This is a genomic window from Nocardioides sp. NPDC051685 (genome assembly GCF_044453405.1).
Classification (GTDB): domain Bacteria; phylum Actinomycetota; class Actinomycetes; order Propionibacteriales; family Nocardioidaceae; genus Nocardioides.
Map to the genome: position 1 here is coordinate 570015 of NZ_JBITCR010000001.1, position 21419 is coordinate 591433.

Consider the following 21419-nt stretch of genomic DNA (forward strand, 5'->3'; position numbering starts at 1 on the left):
TTCCGAGACCCTTCTATTTGATTGGGCGCACCAAACTTAACCACGCGTACACCTCGAAAATGCGCTGGGTCACCCCTTCATCGACACGCCTTCTCGCCAGTAGCCCATGAAGGCGACCTGCTTGCGCGGCATCTCGAGCTCGTTGACCAGGTGGCGACGCAGCGCGGTGACCATCCGGGACTCTCCGGCGATCCAGGCGTAGCGCCCGTCCTCACCGTTCGCGGTGCCGTTGACGTCCTCGCCGGAGGACGAGTAGTCGGGGGTCTCCCACAGGTCCGGGTCCTCGACCTCGACGGAGGTCACGTCCTCGGTCGCCTCGAAGCCGAGCAGCCCGCCGACAGCGGCCAGGGCCGGCCCACCCACAGGCGCGCCCTCGCGCGGCAGCCAGCTGACCTGCATCCCCTCAGGCGCAGCCATCTCCTGTACGTCACCAGCGACCGGCACCTCCAGGAAAGCCGATCCGGTGGCATCCGCCGGCAGGGACTCGATGATCGACACGATCGCCGGGACGGCGGTCTCGTCACCGACCAGGAGCAGCCGGCTGGCGTCACCGGGGAGCCACTCGATCCCTCCGTACGCCTCGCCGAGCTTGGGCCCGGCAACCATGATCTCGTCGCCGGGCTGGGCCGCGCCGGCCCAGTCGGAGCCGGGACCGTGCGCTCCGGGATGCAGCACGAAGTCGACGTACAGACGCTTCTCGATGCCATCCCCCTCGATCGAGCGGATCGTGTAGGTGCGCATCCGCGGGCGCTCACCATCGGGGAGGGCGAGCCACTCGGCGTACCAGTCCTCGGCCGAGAGCTCAGGCAGCACGCCCGGGGCGGCCGGGAAGAGGAGCTTGATCCGCTGGTCGAGCGTCGGGCCGTCGTTGCCGAAGTCGGCCAGGTCGTCGCCGACCAGCTCGATGCGGACGAAGGACGGGGAGAGACGCTCCACGGAGCGCACCGAGACGCGGGCGAGGACGGGCATGTCAGGCTCCTTGTGCGTGGGGGTGGGCGGCGGGCCGGTGGTGACGCCCGATGGGGACGACCAGCGGGGTGCCCGAGACAGGATCCGAGATGACCTGCGCCTCCAGGCCGAAGACCTGCTCGACGAGGTCGGCGGTGACCACCTCGGCAGGCTTGCCGGTCGCGGCGACCTTGCCGCTGCTCATCGCGATCAGGTGGTCGGCGTAGCGGGCGGCCAGGTTGAGGTCGTGGAGCACCATCACGACGGTGGTCCCACGGGTCTCGCGGAGACCATGGAGCAGATCGAGGAGGTCGATCTGGTGGGCGACGTCGAGGAACGTGGTCGGCTCGTCGAGGAGCAGCAGATCGGTCTGCTGGGCGAGGGCCATCGCCACCCAGACCCGCTGCCGCTGGCCACCGGAGAGCTCGTCGACGATCCGGTCGGCGAGGTCGAGCGTGTCGGTCAGCTCGAGCGCCTCCGCGACGGCCGCGTCATCCTCGGGGGACCAGCGCTGCAGTGCGCCGCGGTGGGGCTGGCGTCCACGGCCGACCAGGTCGACGACGGTGATCCCCTCGGGCGCGATCGGCGACTGCGGCATCAGTCCGAGCGTCTTGGCCACCGCCCGGGTGGGCTGCTTGTGGACCGCCTTGCCGTCGAGGACGACCTGTCCCGAGATGGGGCGGAGCAGCCGCGCCATCCCACGCAGCAGGGTCGACTTCCCGCAGCCGTTGGCGCCGACGATCACGGTGGTCAGGCCGTCGGGGATCTCCAGGGAGACCTCGTCGACGACCGGGTTCCCTCCGTAGCCGAGGCTCACACTCTCCGCAGCGAGTCTCATCTGGGCCTCTTTCATGTCATCGCCTTCCGGCCCGCCCCGCGGCGAGCAACCACAACAGGAACGGCGCCCCGAACGCACCGGTGACGACGCCCACCGGGAAGGAGACGCCTGGGATCGCATAGTCGGCGACGTAGTCGCCCGCCACCATCACGATGGCGCCGACAAGCGCGGCACCGACCAGGGTCGTACGCCCGCCGTTGAGCGCTCGCGAGATCGGTCCGGCCACGAACGCGACGAAGGCGACCGGCCCGGCCGCCGCGACCCCGAGCGCGGTGAGCAGGACGGCGAGCAGGAGCAGCAGGTCCGTACGCCGCCGGCTGACGCCGAGGCCGCTGGCCACGTCGGGGCCGAGCTGGAGGATCTGGGCAGAGCGAGCGGTCCAGATCAGCGCCGGGACGAGCACGACGAGGAAGCCCAGCAGGATCCAGATGGTGGGCCAGGTGACGCCGTTGAGCGCACCGGTGAGCCAGCGCAGCACGAGCAGCGCGTCGAACTCGTTGGCGCGGGTGAAGAGGTAGTGGACGACCGCGGTCATCGCGGCCGCGGCCGTGACCCCGACGAGGACCAGCCGGTAGCTGCCGTCGGAGCCGGCGACGAGCCGGACCGCGACCGAGATCGCGATCGCGCCCACGATCGCGGCGATGCTCAGCGCCAGTCCCTGCAGGTCGAGCACGACGATCGCGAAGACCGCGGACGCGCTGGCCCCGAGCGAGACGCCGACGATGTCGGGGCTGGCCAGCGGGTTGCGCAGGGTGCTCTGGAAGACCGCGCCGGCGCTGCCGAACGCGATCCCGACCAGCACCCCGAGGATCGCTCGCGGAAGCTTCTCCGACATCAGGAGGAACGTGGCACCGGGGATCTCGGCGCCACCGAGGATCCGGAAGAAGTCGGGGACGGTGATGATGAAGTTGCCGAGCAGCACCCGGGCGACGAAGGCTCCGAGGAGCACCACCGCGAGGGCAGCGACCACCATGGCATGGTGCCGTCGCGGCGCCCGCCGGGCCCTGCGTACGACGTCGACGGGGCGAGTGGGTTCGGCAGTTGTCGTGCTCACAGGCCGGCCATCCGTCCGCGTCGAAGGAACCAGATGAACGCCGGTACGCCGACCACGGCCGTCATGATGCCGACCTGCACCTCGGCGGGAGGAAGCACGACCCGGCCCAGCGCGTCGGCGATCGCGGTGAGCGCGGCCCCGGCAGCGATCGAGAGCGGCAGCACCAGGGTGTAGCTGGGACCGACCAGGGCGCGTACGGCGTGCGGGACGACCAGGCCGACGAACGCGACCGGGCCGACCAGGGCCGTCGCGGTGCCGCTCAGCAGCACCACCGCGACACCGACGACCACCCGGTCCAGTCCGGTGCGGCGGCCGAGGCCCTTGGCGAGGTCGTCGCCGAGCGCGAGCGCGTCCAGGACCCGAGCACCCAGCAGCGCCATCACGGCACCCACGGCGAGGAACGGCGCACAGACCGCGAGGTCACCCCAGTCGCTGCCGATGGTGCCGACCTGCCACTGCCGGAAGACCTCCAGCCCCTTGTGGTCCATCAGCAGGATGCCGCTGGTCCAGCTGGTCAGCGCCGCGGTCAGCGCCGCGCCGGCCAGCACCAGCTTGGCGGGGGTGGCGCCGTCGCGGCCGATCGCCGCGATGCCGTGCACGAGGATCGCGGCCAGAGCGGCGCCGATGAAGGCGGCCCACAGCAGCGAGTCGAGGCCGGTGGCACCGACGTACACCAGGGCCACGACGACCGCGAAGGCCGCACCGGCGTTGAGGCCGAGGAGCCCGGGGTCCGCCAGCGGGTTGCGGGTCAGTCCTTGCAGACAGGCACCGCCGAGCGCGAGCGCGCCGCCGACTGCGAAGGCGATGGCGGTGCGGGCGATCCGGTTCTCCAGGATCGCGTGCCCGAAGCTGCCGTCGTCGAAGAGCGCGGCGGGCGAGACCCACTCGGCACCGAGCAGGATCGAGGCGACCGCCGCGATGAGCAGCAGGCCGAGGATCAGCCCGATCCCGGGCAGCCTCCGGCCCCGGGCGACCGCGGCAGGTACTGCCGGGTCGACCGGGGCGAGAGGTGTGGGGGTGGTCAACGCGGGCTTCACTCAGCGGCGGTGACGTTGACCTTCCCGCCGTCGACCGCCTCGGCGATCGAGGGAACGAGCTCGTCGATGAAGTACGGGATCGAGAGCGGGCTCGCGGCGGAGAAGGTCAGGGACAGCGGCTGGTCGGTCACGTCGAGGTAGTGGCCGCTCTTGATCGCCGGGATCTGGCTGAGCAGCTTGTCCTTCTGCAGGGCCTCGAAGCTGCCCGCGGTGTAGCCGAGGTTGATCAGCACCTCCGACTCCAGCTCGGGAGCCTTCTCCGCGGAGACGTCGGTGTAGAACTGGCCGGCCGGGACGAGCTTGTCCGCGATCGGGGCGTTCTTCATGCCGAGCTGGGTGAGCATCTGCGGACGCGAGTCGCCGGAACCGTACAGGCCGATGGTGCCCAGCTTGGAGTTGTCGTAGACACCGGTCACCAGATAGCTGGCACCGACGATCTGCGGGTAGTCCTTCTGAGCCTGCGCGATCGCGTCCTCGGTCTCCTTCTCGACCTCCTTGGCCGCGGTGACCCGGCCGGTGGCCTTGCCGATCATCTCGAGCGAGTCCTGCCAGGAGGTCAGCCACGGGTCACCCGGGAAGGCGACGGTCGGGGCGATCTCGCTGAGCTTCTTGTAGTCGGCCTCGGTGATGCCCGAGTTGGTGGCCAGGATCAGGTCAGGCGCAGCCTTGCTGATCTCGGTGAACGGGATGCTGGTGTCGGCGTTGTAGCGCACCGGCTGCTCGCCACCGATCTCCTTCAGCTCGGCGTCGAACCAGTCGGTCGACTGCTGCTCGTTGCCGCCCCAGGTGATCGCCTGGGCAGCGACCGGGACGACGCCCAGGGACAGCGCCACGTCGTGGTCCGACCAGCCGATGGTGGCCACCTTGGTCGGCTCTTCGGTGATCTCGGTGCTGCCGTAGGCGTGCTCGATGGTGACGGGGAACGCGCCCGCGTCGGCCTTCGAGGCAGAGTCCGCGGGGTTGTCCGCGGAGTCGGTCGCGCCCGTGCTGCACGCAGCCAGGCCGGTGGCAGCGAGCACGAGGCTCGCGGCGATGAGTACGGATCGACGGATCACGGGGGAACACCTCATGGGGTTAGGCAATGCTTAGTTAGGACAGCCTAAACACACTCCGGCGCGCTTGGGGCATCGGCCCGGGAATTGCACAGTGTCCGAGACCGGGCCCAGACCGGTCACGGTCGGACGAACGCCGCCCGCTCAGCCTCGACCTTCTCCCGGATCACGCAGTCGAGCGAGTGGTCGTTGACGACCCCCATCGACTGCATGAACGCGTACATCGTTGTCGGCCCGACGAACTTCCAGCCTCGCTTCTTGAGGTCCTTGGAGAGGCTGACCGAGGCGGGCGACGTCGCCACCACCTCCGGCATCGCCAGCGGCTCGGGCTCGAAACCCCAGACGTACGCAGCCAGCGACCCGCGTTCCTCGACGAGCTCGACCGCGCGGCGGGCGTTGTTGATCGCCGCCTCGATCTTGCCGCGGTGACGGATGATCCTGGCGTCCTGCAGGAGCCGCTCGACGTCGCCCTCGTCGAACTCGGCCACCCTGTGGAAGTCGAAACCCTCGAAGACCTCGCGGAACGCGGGCCGCTTGTTGAGGATCGTGCGCCACGACAGCCCGCTCTGGAATCCCTCCAGGCAGATCTTCTCGAAGAGCCGCACGTCACCGCCGGCCGGGAATCCCCACTCGGTGTCGTGGTAGCTCAGGAACTCCGGCGCTCCCCCGGCCCACGCGCAACGCGTCTGGCCGTCGGGGGCCAGGAATGGTGCTTCACTCATCCACCCGACCCTAGCCGCGACCACCGACACTCAGATCTTGGTGCGATGGAAGCTCTGGAAGCTGCGCGAGGCGGTCGGGCCGCGCTGACCCTGGTAACGGCTCCCGTACTTCTCGCTGCCGTAGGGGTTCTGCGCGGGCGAGGTGAGCCTGAAGAAGCAGTACTGGCCGATCTTCATGCCCGGGTAGAGCTTGATCGGCAGGGTCGCGACGTTGGCCAGCTCGAGCGTCACGTGACCCGAGAAGCCCGGGTCGACGAAGCCGGCGGTGGCGTGGGTCAGCAGCCCGAGGCGCCCCAGCGACGACTTCCCCTCGACGCGCGCGGCGATGTCGTCGGGCAGGCTGACGGTCTCGTAGGTCGACCCGAGCACGAACTCCCCCGGGTGCAGGATGAACGGCTCGTCGCCCTCGGTCTCGATCTGCCGGGTGAGCTCGGACTGGTCCACGGCCGGGTCGATCGTGGCGTACTTGTGGTTGTCGAAGACCCGGAAGAACCGGTCCAGACGTACGTCGACGGACGACGGCTGCAACATCGACTCGTCCCAGGGGTCGATGACGATCCGCCCGTCGTGGATCTCTGTCAGGATGTCCTTGTCGCTCAGCAGCACGAGGAAAACCTAACCCAGTCGGGCGCCACTACCGCTCCCGCGCCGCCCTGATGGCGTCCCTGGAATCACCCCTACCTCATCCGTCACAGATTCCCCGCCAGAGTCGTACGTCCCGGGGCAAACCCGGTTGAATCGACCCATGGCACTGGATGCGCTGATCCCCGGCGGCTATCGCCGGTACGTCGCGCTGGGCGACTCTTTCACCGAGGGCGTCGGCGACACCGACGCGCGCCGCCCGAACGGCGTACGTGGCTGGGCCGATCGGGTCGCCGAGGTGATGGCCGAACGGACCCCTGAGTTCGGCTACGCCAACCTGGCCGTCCGCGGCCGCGGGATCGACCGGATCGTCAAGGAGCAGGTGCCGGCGGCGATCGCGCTCGAGCCGGACGTGGTGACGATCTACGGCGGGTCCGTCGACCTGATGTGGCCGCACGTCGACATCGACGCCCTGCTCGCGACCTACGAGACCGCGATCGGCGAGCTGGTCGAGACCGGCGCGAAGGTGCTGGTCTTCACCGCCTACGGCGCGCGGGCGTCCACCGTCGGGCGACTGCTGCGCGGGCGCTTCGCCGTCTACAACGAGGCCGTCCGCGAGATCGCGCAGCGGCGCGGGGCGACGCTGGTCGACTTCTGGCGGATGACGGAGTACGACGACGCCGGCTACTGGGACGGCCACGGCTTCCTGGGAGCCCCTGGCCACCAGCTGATGGCGATCAAGGTCCTCGACACCCTGGGTGTACGTCACCACCTGCCCACGCCGAAGCCGCTGGTCGTCATCGAGGAGCCGGGCCCGAACGGCTTGGCCGGCCCGATCCGCGAGGTCCGGCGGCTGGCCGCCCGGGCGCTCCCGTGGGCCGTACGCCGCATGCTCCGCGGCCCCGCCGGCGACGCGCTGTCGGCTCGCTATCCCCGGATGACACGACTTTCCTGAGCCGGTTCACACCTGGCCAGGTGTGTGGGGTAACATCCTGGTCGCACCTGCGGACGTAGCTCAGTTGGTAGAGCGCAACCTTCCCAAGGTTGATGTCGCGAGTTCGAGCCTCGTCGTCCGCTCCACAGATCCAGGTCGTGCCGTGTGGCACGGCCTGTTTCAGTTCACTTGCACGATCCAAGTGATGCAGCACACGATCACGGGTGTTTGCGCTTTGCGTGAATTAAGATTGGGTTTCTGTTTTCCAGTCATTGTGTGAACGACACGTAAAGGATCACTCGCCATGCCCGCGGGCTCGAGCAACCGATTCACCGACGGACGAGTCCCCGACCACGGCATCGGAGACCTCTTCACCTACGAGGCACGCCTGCAGGCGCGACTCGACGTGGAGGCGGCGCTCGCCGAGGCCGAGGCGGCCGTGAAGGTGATCCCCGCGGAGGCCGGCGAGGCGATCGCCGAGGCCGCCGACCTGGACAAGCTCGACCTGGACCGCATCGAGAAGGCAACCGCCGAGCACAGCCACCCGCTGACGCCGCTGGTCGAGGAGCTCTGCCGGGTCGTCGGCGCCAAGCACGGCGGCTGGGTCCACTGGGGTGCCACGACGCAGAACATCACCCAGACCGCCGACCTGATCCTGATGCGCGAGGCGCACGACAAGATCCTCGACCTCCTCGGCGACCTGCTCCGCTCGCTGTCCAAGGTCGCCGAGGCCGGCGCCGAGGTGCCGATGCCGGGGCGTACGCACTCCCAGCACGCCGTCCCGATCACCTTCGGCTTCAAGGTCGCGATCTGGATCGACGAGATCGCCGCCCACGTCGACCGGCTCCGCTCGGTCGAGGACCGCGTCTTCCGTCTGCTGATGGGTGGGGCCGCGGGCACCATGGCCTCCTTCGGATCCCACGCCCGCGCCATCGAGACCGAGACCGCCTCCCGGCTCGACATGGGCTCGATGCCGGTCCCCTCGCGCGCGATCAACGACGGCATGGTCGAGTGGGTCTCGATCCTCGGTCTCCTCGGCGGCACCGCCGGCAAGATCGGCAAGGACGTCTACTCGATGATGCAGCCCGAGTTCGGCGAGGCCTTCGAGCCGATCCCGGAGGGCACCATCGGCTCCTCGACGATGCCCCACAAGCGCAACCCGCAGCTGACGCTGGACGTGATCACCGCGGCCACCCAGCTGCGCGGGCTCGTCGCCCCGGCGATGGAGTCGATGCTCCACGACCACGAGGCCAACGGGGCCATGACCGGCATCCTCGAGGACGCGGTCGCCCAGGCGTCCCAGCTCGCCGGCGACGTCCTGGCCCGGCTCGTGGTCATCTTCACGGGCCTGACCTTCGACGAGGACCGGATGCGCGCCAACCTGCGGCTTTCCGGCGGGTTGATCGGCTCCGAGTCGCTGATGCTCGAGCTCGGTGAGCGCATCGGCCGGCAGGTCGCCCACGACGTCGTCTTCGAGCTGGCCCAGCGTTCCGCGGTCGACGACATCGACTTCGCCTCGCTCCTCGCCGCCTCCCCCGAAGTCTCGGCCCACTTCAGCCGCGAAGAGATCGCCGATCTCCTCGACCCCTGCCGCCACCTCGGCGAGTCGGCCAACATCGCCCGCTCGATGGCCGAGCACGCACGCCGGGTGGCGGATACCATCCAGATTCCCGCCGTCTGACCCGAGGCGGAGGTCGCAGAGATGAAGTCACGGATGGGGCCGGTTGGTGAACCTTCATGAAGTCGAGTGGGAGACCGGCCGAGGCGGCCGACTGCAGCGGATTCTCGCCGTACCCACCGGAGCGACGGCACTCGCACTGATCCCTCTGGGTGTCCTGACTGCTCTGGAGACCAGTCCATGGGGATGGCTGTGGATGCTCCTCATCGTCCCCGGAGCACTCGTCATGGCCGGGCTCGCCTTGAACATGTGGGATGCGCCAGCTCGCGCAGACGTCGCTCAGCGACTCCTCCACGAGGGAACCACGCAGACGGCCATGGTGGTCGGCTACGACGACCACACCGACGAAAGCACGATCTACTCGCTGCATCTGGAGGTTCGGACGCCGGAAGGCGTGCATCTCTTGCGTCATTACTGCTCCAGCTCGCTGTGCACGTTTGCCGCAGACGGCCGCGCCGACCCGACCGTGCGGGTTGTGCTCGACGACTCCACGGGTGCCTGGATGGTCCGCCACGACTGAAGACAGCGGCCCCTAGACTTACCGGGTGACTTTCGAAGGCTTTCCCGTTGCGGCACTCGACTTCTACGACGATCTCGAGGTCGACAACACCAAGTCGTTCTGGGAAGCCCACAAGCACATCTACAAGGAGTCGGTGCACGCGCCGATGAAGGCGCTCACCGACGAGCTCGCCGAGGAGTTCGGCAGCGCCAAGATCTTCCGGCCCTACCGCGACGTACGTTTCTCGAAGGACAAGCTCCCCTACAAGACCCACCAGGGAGCCTTCGTGGCCGTGGCCCCGCAGACCGGCTACTACGTCGAGCTCTCGCCCCGCGGCATCCGCACCGGCGGCGGCTGCTACTGGTTCGAGCCGCCCCGCCTGGCCGCGTTCCGCGACGCCATCGTCCACGACCACTACGGCGCTGACCTGGAGAAACGCCTCGCCGTCGCGGAGAAGAAGGGCTTCGAGGTCACCGGCGACCGCCTCAAGACCGCGCCCCGCGGAATCGACAAGGACCACCCCAAGATCGAGCTCCTCCGCCACAAGTCCATCCACCTCGGCCGCACCATCGGCTTCGAGCCGGTCATCCACACCGCCGACCTCGTCGGCGAGGTGAAGAAGGACTGGCGAGCCGTACGTCCCCTGGTGGAGTGGATCGCCGAGCACGCGGTGGCGTGAGCATCACGGACCGCTCGTCATAGTCCGAGACATAGTCCGAGACGTTTCCGCCCATTACCAGTCGGTAGACGGGCCAGAACGTCTCGGACTATCCGGCATCAGGCGGAGGTGAAGCTCGCCATGGTGCGGTCCGGCTCCCAGAAGGCCTTCATCGACTTGATCCGGCCTTCGTCGTTGACCGTGTAGACCATGATCAGGTCGGTCGTCGTGTGGCTGCCGTCCGGGAACGAGGTCTTGATGCGGCCGATGTTGGCGCAGGTGTTGCCGGCGGGGTTGGCGAAGGAGTCGTTGATCTCGAACTCGAACCTGTGGACCGAGGCGATCGCCTTCTCCCAGAACGCCTTGAGCCCCTCGTGGCCGTGGTGGCCCTTGCCCTCGGGGTCGAACATCGACGGCCCGACGGGGTCCTCGAGCACGCAGTCCTCGGCATAGATCGTCAGCCACTCGTCGAGGTCACCCTTGGCGACCGCGGCATAGGAACGCTGTCCGGCCGTACGCGCGGGGTGTTCGTCGTCGGGGGCGTTCCAGGTGATGGCGGCGGAGGAGGAGATCATGCAGGCGATCGTACGCCGAAACTGAAACGTGTTCTATCTGGCCGCCGATTCCTGTCCACCCAGGGCCTCTGGCGTCCCGCTGTGACGAAGACCCCTACCTGCGAGTAGCCCCGGGCTTGCCACCCCTTGAAGGCGAGCCTATTCTTAATGTTACCCGCCAGTAGTGCGTGCCGACCGGCGCTCCCGCAACTGGTAAATCCGACAAAGGTTATGAAGGTGGATCAGTGAGCCACTACAAGAGCAATCTCCGCGACATCGAGTTCAACCTGTTCGAGGTCTTCGGCACCGACAAGGTTCTCGGCACCGGTCCCTTCGCGGACCTGGACGTCGACACCGCGAAGGAGATCCTTGCCGAGGTCGAGCGTCTCTCGCGCGAGGATCTCGCCGAGTCGTTCGTCGAGGCCGACCGCAACCCGCCGGTCTTCGACCCCAAGACCAACACCGCGCCGGTCCCGGCCGCGTTCAAGAAGTCCTACGACGCGTGGATGGAGTCGGGCTTCTGGAGCCTGCACACTCCCGAGGAGATCGGCGGCCAGGTGGCCCCGAACTCGCTCGTGTGGGCGACCGCCGAGATGCTGCTCGGGGCCAACCCGGCGATCTGGATGTACGCCGCCGGCCCGTTCTTCTCGAAGGTCGTCTACGAGAACGGCAACGACCGCGACAAGCAGATCGCCAAGATCATGGTCGAGCGCCTGTGGGGCTCCACGATGGTGCTGACCGAGCCCGACGCGGGCTCCGACGTCGGCGCTGGCAAGACCTTCGCCACGCCCAACGAGGACGGCTCCTGGAACATCACCGGCGTCAAGCGCTTCATCACCAGCGCCGAGTCGGACCTGCAGGAGAACATCATGCACCTCGTCCTCGCCCGCCCGAAGGGCGTCGAGGGCATCGGCGGCCCGGGCACCAAGGGCCTCTCCCTCTTCCTCGTGCCGAAGTACCACTTCGACCACGAGACCGGTGAGCTCACCGGCGAGCGCAACGGTGCGTACGTCACCAACGTCGAGCACAAGATGGGCATCAAGGTGTCCAACACCTGCGAGCTCACCTTCGGCGACCCGCAGGTCGGCGGCGGCGAGCCCGCCAAGGGCTGGCTGCTCGGCGAGGTCCACGACGGCATCCGCCAGATGTTCGACGTCATCGAGAACGCTCGGATGATGGTCGGCACCAAGGCCATCGCGACCCTGTCGACCGGCTACCTGAACGCGCTGGAGTATGCCAAGACCCGCGTCCAGGGCGCCGACCTGACCAAGGCCGGCAAGACGGACCCGCGCGTCACGATCACCCACCACCCCGACGTACGCCGTTCGCTGCTGGTGCAGAAGTCGTTCGCCGAGGGCATGCGCGCGCTGGTCTACTACACGACCTCGTGGCAGGAGAAGGTCGTCCTCACCGAGGACGGCTCCGACGACAACAAGCTGGCCGCGGCGGTCAACGACCTGCTGCTGCCGATCGTCAAGGGCTACGGCTCCGAGCGCGCCTGGGTGCTGCTCGGCACCGAGTCGCTGCAGACCTTCGGCGGGTCGGGCTTCCTGCAGGAGTACCCGATCGAGCAGTACGTCCGCGACGCCAAGATCGACTCGATCTACGAGGGCACCACCGCGATCCAGGGCCAGGACTTCTTCTTCCGCAAGATCGTGAAGAACCAGGGCGCCGCGCTCGGCCAGATCGCCGGCGAGATCCAGGCCTTCCTCGACAACGAGGGCTCCGCGGAGCTCAAGGAGTCGCGCGCCCTGCTCGCGACCGCGCTCGAGGACGTCAACGCGATCGTCGGGCACATGTTCAACGACCTGATGGCCTCCCAGGAGGAGATCACCAACATCTACAAGGTCGCCCAGAACACCTCGCGCCTGCTGCTCGCCGTCGGCGACGTCGTGGTCGCGTGGCTGCTGCTGCGCCAGGCCGAGGTCGCCCTCGCCGCCCTCGCGGGTGACGCCGGCAAGGACACGGACTTCTACACCGGCAAGGTCGCCGCCGCGAAGTTCTTCGCCTCCTACAACCTGCCGAAGCTGACCGCCGAGCGGGCCATCGCCGAGGCGATCGACAACTCGATCATGGATCTGCCCGAGTCTGCTTTCTGACTTCCGAGCCTGTGACTCTGCGAGGAACGAGCAGGGCCACAACGCGAGGAGATCGAGCGAGCGCGCGGCTGAGCTTGCGAAGCCGCGACCGCGGGTCGAGATCCAAGATCCATTCGTACGCTGCGGCCCGCCCGGTTCTCCGGGCGGGCCGCTTCGTCATCTGCCGCTCATATCGCGGAGGCGATGACCGCCTCGGCGAGCCGTGCGGCGGCCGCCGAGATCCGTCGGTCGCTCGCGACGGCGAGCTGGAAGGACCACTCCAGGCCGATCGGCACGGCGACGATCACGGGGTCATCCTCGATCGACGCGCGGGGGACGATCGAGACGCCCAGACCGCGGCAGACGAGGTTGCGCGCGAGCCCGAAGCTGGTGACCTCGGTACGGACCGTCCGCGAGACGCCGGCGGCGGCGAACGCGGCGTCCACGACCGTACGGTTGCCCCACCCCGTCGGGAAGTCGACCCAGCTCTCCTCGGCGAGGTCGGCGGGAGACACTGCACGGGCCCGCGCCAAGCGGTGGTCGGGCGCGCAGACGAAGACCAGCTCGTCGCCGTGGATGCGGGTCAGGGTCAAACCAGGCAGCGAGGCCGCAGGCGTGGAGACCAGGGCGAGATCGAGGGCCCCGGAGCGTACGTCTGCCTCGCTGGTGGAACTGCCGGAGATGGTCTGGCGCATGCGCACGGTGATGCCGGGGTGGCGGGCGGCGAAGCCCTGCAGGACCTCGGCGATGTCCCAGCGGCCGGTGTAGGAGAGCGTGCCGAAGAGGACGGTGCCCACCACCTGGCCGCGGGCGCCGGCGACCGCCTCGCGAGCAGCCTCGATGCCGGCGAGCACCTCGCGGGCGCGTGGGAGCAGCGCCTCGCCCTCGGCGGTCAGCGCGAGGCGGTGGTAGCCACGCTCGATCAGCGGCGCTCCCAGCCCGCGCTCGAGCTGCTTGACGGCTGCGGAGACCGCTGACTGCACGACACCGACCCGGTCTGCTCCGGCGGTGAAGCTGCCGGTCTCGGCGACGGCGACGAAGTACTCCAGCTGGTGCGGCTGCATGCTCCTCACTATCGCAGATCGTGATGCTAACCGTCGACAAGATTCGTTGGAGATGATCATGCGGATCGGCGAGCATGGACGCATGACAACGATCCAGGCAGCGCCCCTCACCGAGCGGCACCACCACGTCCGCGGGTTCTGGTCGGTGGCGTTCCTGTTCGCCGCGACGATGGGCTTCGCGGCCGCCCCCGCACCTCTCTACGTCTTCTACGTCGACGAGCAGGGATGGGGCTCGTTCGTGATCACGGTGGTGTTCGCCACGTACGGCGCGGGGGTGGCGGTCTCCCTCTTCCTCGCCGGCCACCTCTCGGACCGGTTCGGGCGACGACGGGTGGTGGCGCCGGCGGTGCTGCTCAACGTGCTCTCCGTGCTGATCTTCCTCTCGACCCACGAGCTGGGCTGGCTGCTGCTGGCGCGGCTGCTGTCCGGGCTGGGCGTCGGGATGCTGACGGCGACAGCGACGGCCCATCTCGCCGAGCTGCACCGGACCGCGCGGCCGGAGGCTCCCGCGACCCGGGCCGAGGTGGTCGCGACCGCGGCCAACATCGGCGGGCTGGGACTGGGACCGCTGGTCGCCGGGGCCCTGGCCGAGTGGGCACCGCGACCGCTCTACACGCCGTACGCGGTCTTCGCATTCCTGATGGTGATCGGGCTGCTGGCGGTCGTCGCGGCACCGGAGACGGTCGACACCGACCAGCCGGGGTGGACCTACCGGCCGCAGCGGGTGCGGGTGCCGGCCGACGCCCGCAGCGCCTACTTCTCCGCCGGGATGGCGAGCTTCGTGGCGTTCGCGATGTTCGGCTTCTTCACCTCGCTGGTGCCGTCGTTCCTGGCTGACGAGCTCTCCCTCCACTCGCATGCGGTGGCGGGCGTGGTCGGGTTCTCCATCTTCGGGGCCGCTGCGCTCTTCCAGGTGCTGGCCGGACACTGGCCGCGGCGCCGGCTGTACGTCACCGGGCTGGTCGCACTGACCGCCGGACTCCTCCTCGTCGTCGGCGCCCTGCTGTCCGGCACGTTCTGGGTGCTGGTCGTCGGGGCCGTCGTCACCGGGGCCGGGTCGGGGATGTCGTTCAAGGCTGCGGTCGCGACCGTGATCTCGGTGGCGCCGGCGGACAGCCGCGGCGAGGCGCTGGCCGGGCTCTTCCTGATGGCCTACCTGGGGATCACGGTGCCGGTGGTGCTGCTGGGGATCCTGGTGCAGTACGTCGCGACCGACCCGGCGATGCTCGCCTTCGGTGCCCTCCTGCTGGTGCTGCTCGGGGTCGCGGCGCGCGGGGTGGCCGGGACGCGGCGTACGGCCTGAACCGGCTGCGGGCTGCGATGCGGGGGACGGTATGGGGGCCTGAAACGGCTGGGTAGCGTGGCGCGCCTGCCCCCAACCTCTGGAGTTCTGCCATGACCATCGGCCTAGGAATCATCCTGCTGGTCCTCGGACTCGTCCTGCTCACCAACGCCGTGGATCTGCCCGACGAGGTCGCCAACGCGATCGCCAGCGAGCCGCTGGGCTGGATCTTCGTCGTCACCGGCGGTCTCGCGATCGTGATCGGCGTGCTGTTGTCGGTGAACCGGTCCCAGCACACCACCGCTGTAGAGCACCGCCAGTACGACCCCGGCCCCTACGGCGGTGGCCCCCAGGGGCCCTACCCTCCCGGCCCGCCTCCGCAGGGGCACTACCCGCCCGCCGGGCAGCCCATGCCGGACAACGCCCCTCAGGGCCAGCACTTCGGGGCCGGCTACCGCGGCCGCCGGGCATGACCCGTTCAGCGGCGGCGCGTCGGGCGTAGCCCGGAGCGGGCGGCGCGGCGTACGGCCTCGCTCAGGTCGTCGAGGGCGATCGAGTCGAGGCGCCAGCGCTGCCAGAAGAGCTGGACGTCGATCGGCTTCGCGCCCGGCAGAGGGATCGTCCGCCCGGACTCGAGGTCGGCCTCGGCCTGGGCGTCGAGGAGCATGCCCCAGCCGAGGCCGCGCCGGATCGCCTCGTGGAAGTCGTGGCTGCTCGGGACCCGGTGGACGACCGGCGGCCTGGACGCGCCGTGCGCGGCGAGCACCTCGTCCTGGAGGTGGTCCTTCTCGTTGAAGACGATCATCGGGATCGCGCTCCAGTCGATGCCTCTGCCCCTGCGGTGGCGCTCGACGAGCGCGGGTGTGGCGCCGGGGGTGTAGCGGAGCCTTCCCAGCGGTTCGACCGTGCAGCCCTGGACCGGCTTCGGCTCGCTGGTGACGGCGGCCAGGACCTCGCCACGCCTGAGGGCGTCGGCCGAGTAGCCCTGGTCCTCCACGGTGATCCGCAGTGCCGTTCGTTCCCAGGTCGCGACCTCGTCGAGCACCGGCCGGAACCAGGTCGCGAGGGTGTCCGCGTTGACCACGACCGAAAGATCGACCACGGTGTCGTCGCTGGTGTCACCCGTGCTCAGGGTCTCGGCCGCCTCGGCGAGGAGCAGGCGGAGCTGGCGGCCGTGCCTGATCAGCGGCTCGCCGGCCGCGGTGGGCGTGCAGGGCGTCGTACGCCGCACCAGCACCTGTCCGGCCGCGCGCTCGAGCGCGCGGATCCGCTGGCTGACGGCGCTCGGGGTGATGTGGAGACGGCGCGCTGCGGCGTCGAAGGTGCCTTCCTCGGCGATCACGACGAGGGTCTCGAGCTGGGTGGGGTCGAGCGCGGGCATGGCTTAAGTGTTGCTTATCTTCGGTTAGATTCTTTCGCTGGTCTGTTGGTTGGTCGCGCTCTAGCGTCGCTGGGGTGATCAACGCCAGCCTCGCCGGACTCCTCACCGGGCTCAGCCTCATCGTCGCGATCGGGTCCCAGAATGCGTACGTCCTGCGGCAGGGCATCCTGCGCTCGCACGTGCTCGTGGTGGTGAGCGTGTGCGCGATCTCCGACCTCGTCCTGATCTGCGCCGGGGTCGGCGGGATGGGAGTGGTCGTCTCCCGGGCGGGCTGGGCGCTGGAGCTGCTGCGCTGGTTCGGGGTGGCGTTCCTCGGTTGGTATGGCATCGGGTCGTTCCGGCGGGCACTGCGCCCTTCTGGTCTCGATGCCACCGATGCGCCCCGCGAGGCACTCCCCCGGGTCATCGCCAAGGCCGCCGCCTTCACCTGGCTCAACCCGCATGTTTACATCGACACACTTGTGCTCCACGGGTCGATCGCGGCGACGTACGGCTCGGCGCGCTGGGGGTTCGCCGTCGGCGGGTGCCTGGCCAGCATCATCTGGTTCGCCGGGCTCGGCTACGGCGCCCGGCTGCTCGGGCCGCTGCTCGCCAGCCGGCGGGCGTGGCAGGTGCTCGACAGTCTCATCGGGTGCACGATGCTCGCGATCGCCGCCGGGCTCGCGGTGGGCGGGCTGGGCTGATCGGGCGGGACCGGCCGTCAAATGCGTCCATTGTGTGGAGTCGCCGCCTAGTGTGGCCGCATGCCGTGGACGACCTCCGACATTCCTGACCTGACCGGCAAGAACGCCGTGGTGACCGGACCGACGCTGGGCGGGATCGGGTATTTCGTCGCGCGTGGCCTGGCCGCCGCGGGGGCACGGGTGATCCTGGCGGGGCGGTCCTGGGAGAAGCTCGACGCGGCCGCGGCCGCGATCTCCGCGGAGGTTCCGGGCGCCCGGCTCGACCGGGTCGCGCTCGACCTCTCCTCGCTCCAGGCGGTGCGGGCCGGGGCCGAGGCCATCGCGGCGGCGACCTTCGACGGCGGCGGACCGCTGCACCTGCTGGTCAACAACGCGGGCGTGATGGCCACGCCGCAGTCGCGGACCGTGGACGACCTCGACCTGCAGATGGCGACCAACCATTTCGGCCCGTTCCTGCTGACCGGGCTGCTGCTGGAGCCGTTGGCCGAGAGCGGCGAGGCACGGATCGTGACCATGTCGAGCGTGATGCACAAGCTGGCCCGCAAGGCGCCGTTGGGCTACCCGACCGTGCAGGTCGGACGGTATTCACCCTGGAACGTCTACTCGCAGTCCAAGCTCGCCAACCTGCTCTTCACCTTCGAGCTCCAGCGACGCCTGGAGAAGGCGGGGCTGCCGATCTCCGCGTACGCCGCCCACCCGGGGCTCGCCTCGACCCGGCTGATGGCGAACGGCACGTCCATGAGGCTGATCGCGCCGATCGCGAGCATCAGCGAGGCCGCCGTCCATGCCATGGCGCAGACCCCCGAAGCCGGTGCCTGGCCTGCGCTGATGGCGGCGACCTATCCGGGGCTGGAGCCGGGGACGTACATCGGGCCGAGCGACGCCTTCGAGGCCCGCGGGGCGCCGAAGCCGGTCAACGCGTCGCGACTCGCCCGCGATCCGGAGGCGGCCCGGGCGCTGTGGGAGCTCTCCGAGCAGACCACAGGTATCGCCTACCCCTGACCAAAGTCTGACCCCGGTCGCTACCTCGGGCCGATGCCGTGCTGGTGCCCCGGCTCCTAGATTCACCAGGGTGAGCAAGAAGGTCCAGACCTGGTCGCGGACGATCGCCGGGCACACCCACCACCTCGAGGTGACCGGCGAGATCGTACGTCGGTTCGTGTGGACCGTCGACGGCGAGGAAGTCCTCTCCCGGAAGACGGTCGACGACCGGGCACGGCTCGAGAGCAAGGCCCACGGGAGCCTGCTCGTGATCCACTCCGCGCTCGGTACGCCGCGCCGCGCGACCTACTTCGCGCCCGGCGAGGACCTGGCCGGGTTGGCCGGCATCGGCGGCGCCGATCTCACTCCGGAGCCGGGGTCGCGGGCCGCGACGTACGAACGTCGGGTGATCGACCATCCCAGGCGCTATGCGCTCATCGAGACCCTCGGCGGCGCTGCTGGCGTGGTCGGCGGCATCGTCGCCGCGATGGTCGTCGCGTGGATCGTCGCCCGGATCTCACTCCCGGACATCCCGCTCCCGAAACTGCCGGATCTCCCCGACCTGCCGCTCCCCGACCTCCCCAGCATCCCGTGGCCGTCGATCCCCTGGCCGGACCTGCCGAACGTACAGGTCCCCGAATGGGTCGCGTGGGCGGCCAACCACCTCAAGTACGTCTGGCCCGTCATCCTCGCCTTCGTCCTCGCCCAGGGTGAGATCAGGCGTCGCCGCAAGCACGCCGAGGCGTCAGGTACGTCGGCCGAAGCGTCGCTTGCGTCGGCCGAGAAGGCAGCTGATGACGTCTCGGCCGACCGGAGTGACGCCTCGGCCGACGGGGGCGACGCCTCGGCTGAACCGGGTCAGCGGCGGGGCTTGTAGGTCGGCTTCTCGCGCTTGAAGGCGGCCTCGCGGGCGATCTTGGTGTTCTCGCCGAAGAGGAGGCGGAGCTGCTCGACGCGCTCGCGGGAGAAGGTGCGCTTGATGGGGGCGTACCAGGTGTCGTTGAAGAGGCGCTTGGCGGCGGCGAGCTGGTCCGGGGAGCGCTCGGAGAGGCGGCGGGCGAACGCGGTCGCGGTCGCCACCGGGTCGGCGGAGAGCTCGGTGACCAGGCCCAGCTCGAAAGCGCGCTGGCCGGAGAACTGCTCGGCGGTCATGGTGAGCTTCTTGGCGGTGTCGATGCCGACGACCTCGGAGAGCGACCGGATGCCGGTCATGTCGGGGATGATGCCCCACTTGCCCTCGAGGACCGACCACTGCGAGTCGGGCTCGGCGATACGGAAGTCGGCGCCGAGCGCGATCTGTACGCCGCCACCGAGGCAGTGGCCGTGGACGGCCGCGATCACCGGGACCGGCAGCCGGCGCCACGCCCAGACCGACTCCTGGAAGAGGTTGGTGCCGCGGAAGGGCACGGGAATGAAGGCGCCGACGATCTTCTTCGGGTCCCGCAGGACCGAGGCGAAGTCGAGACCGGCGGTGAACGCGTCCCCCTCACCGGCGATGACCACAGCACGCAGGTCGTGGTTCTTGCCGAGCTGCTTGGCGGTGTCGACCAGCTCCTGGAGCAGCTCGAGGGTCAGCGCGTTGAGCTTGTCGGGGCGGTTGAGACGCACCTGGGCGATGCCGTCGCTGATTTCGGTGGTGACGAGGGGCATGGGAAGAAGACTACGGGGCAGTAGGCATGATGGGACACATGGCTGACCCACGCGCTGGAACGCTCGCTACGCCCGCCGACCTGGTCGACGTACCTCACCTGGTCGCCTCCTACTACAACCTGCAGCCCGACCCGGAGGATCCGGCCCAGCAGGTCGTGTTCGGCACCTCGGGGCATCGAGGGTCCTCGCTCAGGTCCGCGTTCAACGAGACGCACATCCTGGCCACCACCCAGGCGATCGTCGACTACCGGACCTCGCAGGGAATCGACGGGCCGCTGTTCATCGGGCGCGACACCCACGGTCTGTCCGAGCCCGCGTGGGCGAGTGCGCTGGAGGTGCTGGTCGCCAATGACGTACGCGTCCTGGTGGACGACCGCGACGGCTACACGCCCACGCCGGCCGTCTCGCATGCCATCCTGCGGGCCAACGGCGGCCGCTTGTCCGGCCCCGGTCTCGCGGACGGGATCGTCGTCACCCCGTCCCACAACCCACCCTCCGACGGCGGCTTCAAGTACAACCCGCCCCACGGCGGCCCTGCGGACTCGGACGCCACCAAGGTCATCGCCGCCCGTGCCAACGAGCTGATCCGGGCCGGTCTGGCCAGCGTCAAGCGAGTGCCGTTCGCCGCCGCGCGGCGGAAGGCCGAGACGTACGACTTCCTGGGCACCTACGTCGACGATCTGCCCACCGTGGTCGACCTGGCCGCCATCCGCGATGCCGGGGTGCGGATCGCGGCGGACCCGCTGGGCGGGGCCTCGGTCGCCTACTGGGCGGAGATCGCCGAGCGGCACAAGATCGACCTCAACGTGGTCAACGAGCTGGTCGACCCGACCTGGCGGTTCATGCCGCTGGACTGGGACGGCAAGATCCGGATGGACTGCTCCTCCCCCAGCGCGATGGCCGAGCTGGTGCGCTTCCTGGAGAGCACCCCGGAGTTCGACATCGCCACCGGCAACGACGCCGACTCCGACCGGCACGGGATCGTGACGCGCGACGCCGGGCTGATGAACCCCAACCATTTCCTCGCGGTCGCGATCGACCACCTCTTCGGCGGCGCACGCCCGGACTGGCCGGCGACGGCGCGGATCGGCAAGACGCTGGTCTCGTCCTCGATGATCGACCGGGTCGCTTCGTCCTTGAACAAGCCGCTGGTCGAGGTCCCGGTCGGGTTCAAGTGGTTCGTGCCGGGGCTGATCGACGGCTCGTTCGGCTTCGGCGGCGAGGAATCGGCGGGCGCCTCGTTCCTGCGCTTCGACGGCACCGTGTGGACCACCGACAAGGACGGCATCATCCTCGCCCTGCTCGCCTCCGAGATCCTGGCGCGCACCGGGAAGTCGCCGTCCCAGCGTTACGCGGAGCTGGTCGCGGAGCACGGTGAGCCGGCGTACGCCCGGATCGACGCCCCCGCCTCGCGCGAGGAGAAGGCGAAGCTCGCGGCCCTCTCCCCCGACGCCGTGACCGCGACGACCCTGGCCGGCGAGGAGATCACCGCCAAGCTCACCGAGGCCCCCGGCAACGGTGCGGCCATCGGCGGGCTCAAGGTGACCACCGAGTCGGCCTGGTTCGCCGCCCGCCCGAGCGGGACGGAAGACGTCTACAAGATCTACGCCGAGTCCTTCCGTGGACCCGACCACCTGGCCCAGGTGCAGGAGGAGGCCAGGGCGGTCGTCTCCGCCGCCCTGACCTGACCGCCCCGCCGAAACGTCGATCCCTGACGTCGAAGAGTCGATTTCTGACACCGAAT

General features: G+C 69.4%; 22 protein-coding genes and 1 tRNA gene. 12 read left to right on the forward strand and 11 right to left on the reverse strand.

The features are described from left to right. Positions 1-69: 69 nt before the first annotated feature. The 7 genes from ACIA03_RS02810 to dcd form a co-directional block, all read right to left on the reverse strand. Positions 70-969: a siderophore-interacting protein gene (locus tag ACIA03_RS02810; protein WP_396979023.1), complete on the reverse strand. Its 900-nt coding sequence runs from the start codon at positions 967-969 to the stop codon at positions 70-72. A gap of 1 nt (position 970) precedes the next feature. Then, positions 971-1786 (reverse strand): ABC transporter ATP-binding protein, encoded by an 816-nt coding sequence (locus tag ACIA03_RS02815; protein WP_396979025.1) that lies wholly within the window; start codon positions 1784-1786, stop codon positions 971-973. Between the two features lie 16 nt (positions 1787-1802). Then, positions 1803-2840: a FecCD family ABC transporter permease gene (locus ACIA03_RS02820; RefSeq protein WP_396979027.1), complete on the reverse strand. Its 1038-nt coding sequence runs from the start codon at positions 2838-2840 to the stop codon at positions 1803-1805. Further along, the gene (locus ACIA03_RS02825; RefSeq protein ID WP_396979028.1) at positions 2837-3865 is read right to left on the reverse strand and encodes a FecCD family ABC transporter permease; all 1029 of its coding nucleotides are present in this window, start codon (positions 3863-3865) and stop codon (positions 2837-2839) included. Before ACIA03_RS02825 ends, ACIA03_RS02820 begins: the two co-directional genes overlap by 4 nt. Before the next feature lie 8 nt (positions 3866-3873). Next, positions 3874-4932, reverse strand: coding sequence for an iron-siderophore ABC transporter substrate-binding protein (locus ACIA03_RS02830; protein WP_396979030.1), 1059 nt, complete (start codon positions 4930-4932; stop codon positions 3874-3876). A 116-nt stretch (positions 4933-5048) separates the two neighbouring features. Then, a complete protein-coding gene (locus ACIA03_RS02835; protein ID WP_396979032.1) occupies positions 5049-5651 on the reverse strand; it encodes a DNA-3-methyladenine glycosylase I in 603 nt (200 codons plus the stop codon). Between the two features lie 30 nt (positions 5652-5681). After that, complete coding sequence (dcd, locus tag ACIA03_RS02840; protein WP_141794788.1) at positions 5682-6257, reverse strand: dCTP deaminase; 576 nt, start codon at positions 6255-6257, stop codon at positions 5682-5684. A 139-nt stretch (positions 6258-6396) separates the two neighbouring features. Between dcd and ACIA03_RS02845 the strand changes: the two genes are divergently transcribed. From ACIA03_RS02845 to ACIA03_RS02865, 5 genes are all read left to right on the forward strand, one after another. Continuing rightward, complete coding sequence (locus ACIA03_RS02845) at positions 6397-7188, forward strand: SGNH/GDSL hydrolase family protein (protein WP_396979034.1); 792 nt, start codon at positions 6397-6399, stop codon at positions 7186-7188. 49 nt (positions 7189-7237) lie between these two features. Further along, a tRNA-Gly gene (locus tag ACIA03_RS02850) sits at positions 7238-7313 on the forward strand. 158 nt (positions 7314-7471) lie between these two features. After that, on the forward strand, positions 7472-8848 hold the full coding sequence (locus ACIA03_RS02855; RefSeq protein ID WP_396979036.1) for an adenylosuccinate lyase family protein: 1377 nt from the start codon (positions 7472-7474) through the stop codon (positions 8846-8848). Positions 8849-8894: 46 nt separating this feature from the next. Beyond that, positions 8895-9365: a hypothetical protein gene (locus tag ACIA03_RS02860; protein WP_396979038.1), complete on the forward strand. Its 471-nt coding sequence runs from the start codon at positions 8895-8897 to the stop codon at positions 9363-9365. Positions 9366-9390: 25 nt separating this feature from the next. Further along, complete coding sequence (locus tag ACIA03_RS02865; RefSeq protein WP_396979039.1) at positions 9391-10023, forward strand: DUF2461 domain-containing protein; 633 nt, start codon at positions 9391-9393, stop codon at positions 10021-10023. Positions 10024-10121: 98 nt separating this feature from the next. On the opposite strand, the gene ACIA03_RS02870 is transcribed toward ACIA03_RS02865, so the two are convergent. Next, positions 10122-10577, reverse strand: coding sequence for a nuclear transport factor 2 family protein (locus ACIA03_RS02870; RefSeq protein WP_396979041.1), 456 nt, complete (start codon positions 10575-10577; stop codon positions 10122-10124). 224 nt (positions 10578-10801) lie between these two features. Between ACIA03_RS02870 and ACIA03_RS02875 the strand changes: the two genes are divergently transcribed. Beyond that, positions 10802-12655: an acyl-CoA dehydrogenase gene (locus ACIA03_RS02875; RefSeq protein WP_396979043.1), complete on the forward strand. Its 1854-nt coding sequence runs from the start codon at positions 10802-10804 to the stop codon at positions 12653-12655. Positions 12656-12822: 167 nt separating this feature from the next. Here the strand turns inward: ACIA03_RS02875 and ACIA03_RS02880 are convergent, their stop codons facing one another. Then, complete coding sequence (locus ACIA03_RS02880) at positions 12823-13698, reverse strand: LysR family transcriptional regulator (RefSeq protein ID WP_396979045.1); 876 nt, start codon at positions 13696-13698, stop codon at positions 12823-12825. An 82-nt stretch (positions 13699-13780) separates the two neighbouring features. On the opposite strand from ACIA03_RS02880, the gene ACIA03_RS02885 reads away from it, so the two are divergent. Both ACIA03_RS02885 and ACIA03_RS02890 read left to right on the forward strand, forming a co-directional pair. Beyond that, complete coding sequence (locus tag ACIA03_RS02885; protein WP_396979047.1) at positions 13781-15001, forward strand: MFS transporter; 1221 nt, start codon at positions 13781-13783, stop codon at positions 14999-15001. Between the two features lie 92 nt (positions 15002-15093). Beyond that, the gene (locus ACIA03_RS02890; protein WP_396979049.1) at positions 15094-15453 is read left to right on the forward strand and encodes a hypothetical protein; all 360 of its coding nucleotides are present in this window, start codon (positions 15094-15096) and stop codon (positions 15451-15453) included. Between the two features lie 5 nt (positions 15454-15458). On the opposite strand, the gene ACIA03_RS02895 is transcribed toward ACIA03_RS02890, so the two are convergent. Next, entirely contained in the window at positions 15459-16361 is a 903-nt protein-coding gene (locus tag ACIA03_RS02895; protein ID WP_396979051.1) for a LysR family transcriptional regulator ArgP, read from the reverse strand. A 74-nt stretch (positions 16362-16435) separates the two neighbouring features. On the opposite strand from ACIA03_RS02895, the gene ACIA03_RS02900 reads away from it, so the two are divergent. From ACIA03_RS02900 to ACIA03_RS02910, 3 genes are all read left to right on the forward strand, one after another. Further along, a complete protein-coding gene (locus tag ACIA03_RS02900) occupies positions 16436-17044 on the forward strand; it encodes a LysE/ArgO family amino acid transporter (RefSeq protein ID WP_396979053.1) in 609 nt (202 codons plus the stop codon). A gap of 60 nt (positions 17045-17104) precedes the next feature. Next, positions 17105-18046 carry an oxidoreductase gene (locus ACIA03_RS02905; protein WP_396979054.1) on the forward strand — a complete coding sequence of 314 codons (942 nt, stop codon included), beginning with the start codon at positions 17105-17107 and terminating at the stop codon, positions 18044-18046. Between the two features lie 70 nt (positions 18047-18116). Continuing rightward, complete coding sequence (locus tag ACIA03_RS02910; RefSeq protein WP_396979056.1) at positions 18117-18902, forward strand: hypothetical protein; 786 nt, start codon at positions 18117-18119, stop codon at positions 18900-18902. Here ACIA03_RS02910 and ACIA03_RS02915 read toward each other — a convergent pair. Then, entirely contained in the window at positions 18884-19675 is a 792-nt protein-coding gene (locus ACIA03_RS02915) for a crotonase/enoyl-CoA hydratase family protein (RefSeq protein ID WP_396979058.1), read from the reverse strand. The two genes, ACIA03_RS02910 and ACIA03_RS02915, sit on opposite strands and share 19 nt — an antisense overlap. A gap of 38 nt (positions 19676-19713) precedes the next feature. Between ACIA03_RS02915 and pgm the strand changes: the two genes are divergently transcribed. After that, entirely contained in the window at positions 19714-21363 is a 1650-nt protein-coding gene (gene pgm / locus ACIA03_RS02920; RefSeq protein WP_396979060.1) for a phosphoglucomutase (alpha-D-glucose-1,6-bisphosphate-dependent), read from the forward strand. Positions 21364-21419 lie beyond the last annotated feature (56 nt).

Coding starts and splice junctions, on each gene's coding strand:
- ACIA03_RS02810 (WP_396979023.1), bottom strand. CDS start 969: ATGCCCGTCCTCGCCCGCGTCTCGGTGCGCTCCGTGGAGCGTCTCTCC.
- ACIA03_RS02815 (WP_396979025.1), bottom strand. CDS start 1,786: ATGAGACTCGCTGCGGAGAGTGTGAGCCTCGGCTACGGAGGGAACCCG.
- ACIA03_RS02835 (WP_396979032.1), bottom strand. CDS start 5,651: ATGAGTGAAGCACCATTCCTGGCCCCCGACGGCCAGACGCGTTGCGCG.
- ACIA03_RS02845 (WP_396979034.1), top strand. CDS start 6,397: ATGGCACTGGATGCGCTGATCCCCGGCGGCTATCGCCGGTACGTCGCG.
- ACIA03_RS02855 (WP_396979036.1), top strand. CDS start 7,472: ATGCCCGCGGGCTCGAGCAACCGATTCACCGACGGACGAGTCCCCGAC.
- ACIA03_RS02870 (WP_396979041.1), bottom strand. CDS start 10,577: ATGATCTCCTCCTCCGCCGCCATCACCTGGAACGCCCCCGACGACGAA.
- ACIA03_RS02880 (WP_396979045.1), bottom strand. CDS start 13,698: ATGCAGCCGCACCAGCTGGAGTACTTCGTCGCCGTCGCCGAGACCGGC.
- ACIA03_RS02885 (WP_396979047.1), top strand. CDS start 13,781: ATGACAACGATCCAGGCAGCGCCCCTCACCGAGCGGCACCACCACGTC.
- ACIA03_RS02890 (WP_396979049.1), top strand. CDS start 15,094: ATGACCATCGGCCTAGGAATCATCCTGCTGGTCCTCGGACTCGTCCTG.
- ACIA03_RS02895 (WP_396979051.1), bottom strand. CDS start 16,361: ATGCCCGCGCTCGACCCCACCCAGCTCGAGACCCTCGTCGTGATCGCC.
- ACIA03_RS02905 (WP_396979054.1), top strand. CDS start 17,105: ATGCCGTGGACGACCTCCGACATTCCTGACCTGACCGGCAAGAACGCC.
- ACIA03_RS02915 (WP_396979058.1), bottom strand. CDS start 19,675: ATGCCCCTCGTCACCACCGAAATCAGCGACGGCATCGCCCAGGTGCGT.
- pgm (WP_396979060.1), top strand. CDS start 19,714: ATGGCTGACCCACGCGCTGGAACGCTCGCTACGCCCGCCGACCTGGTC.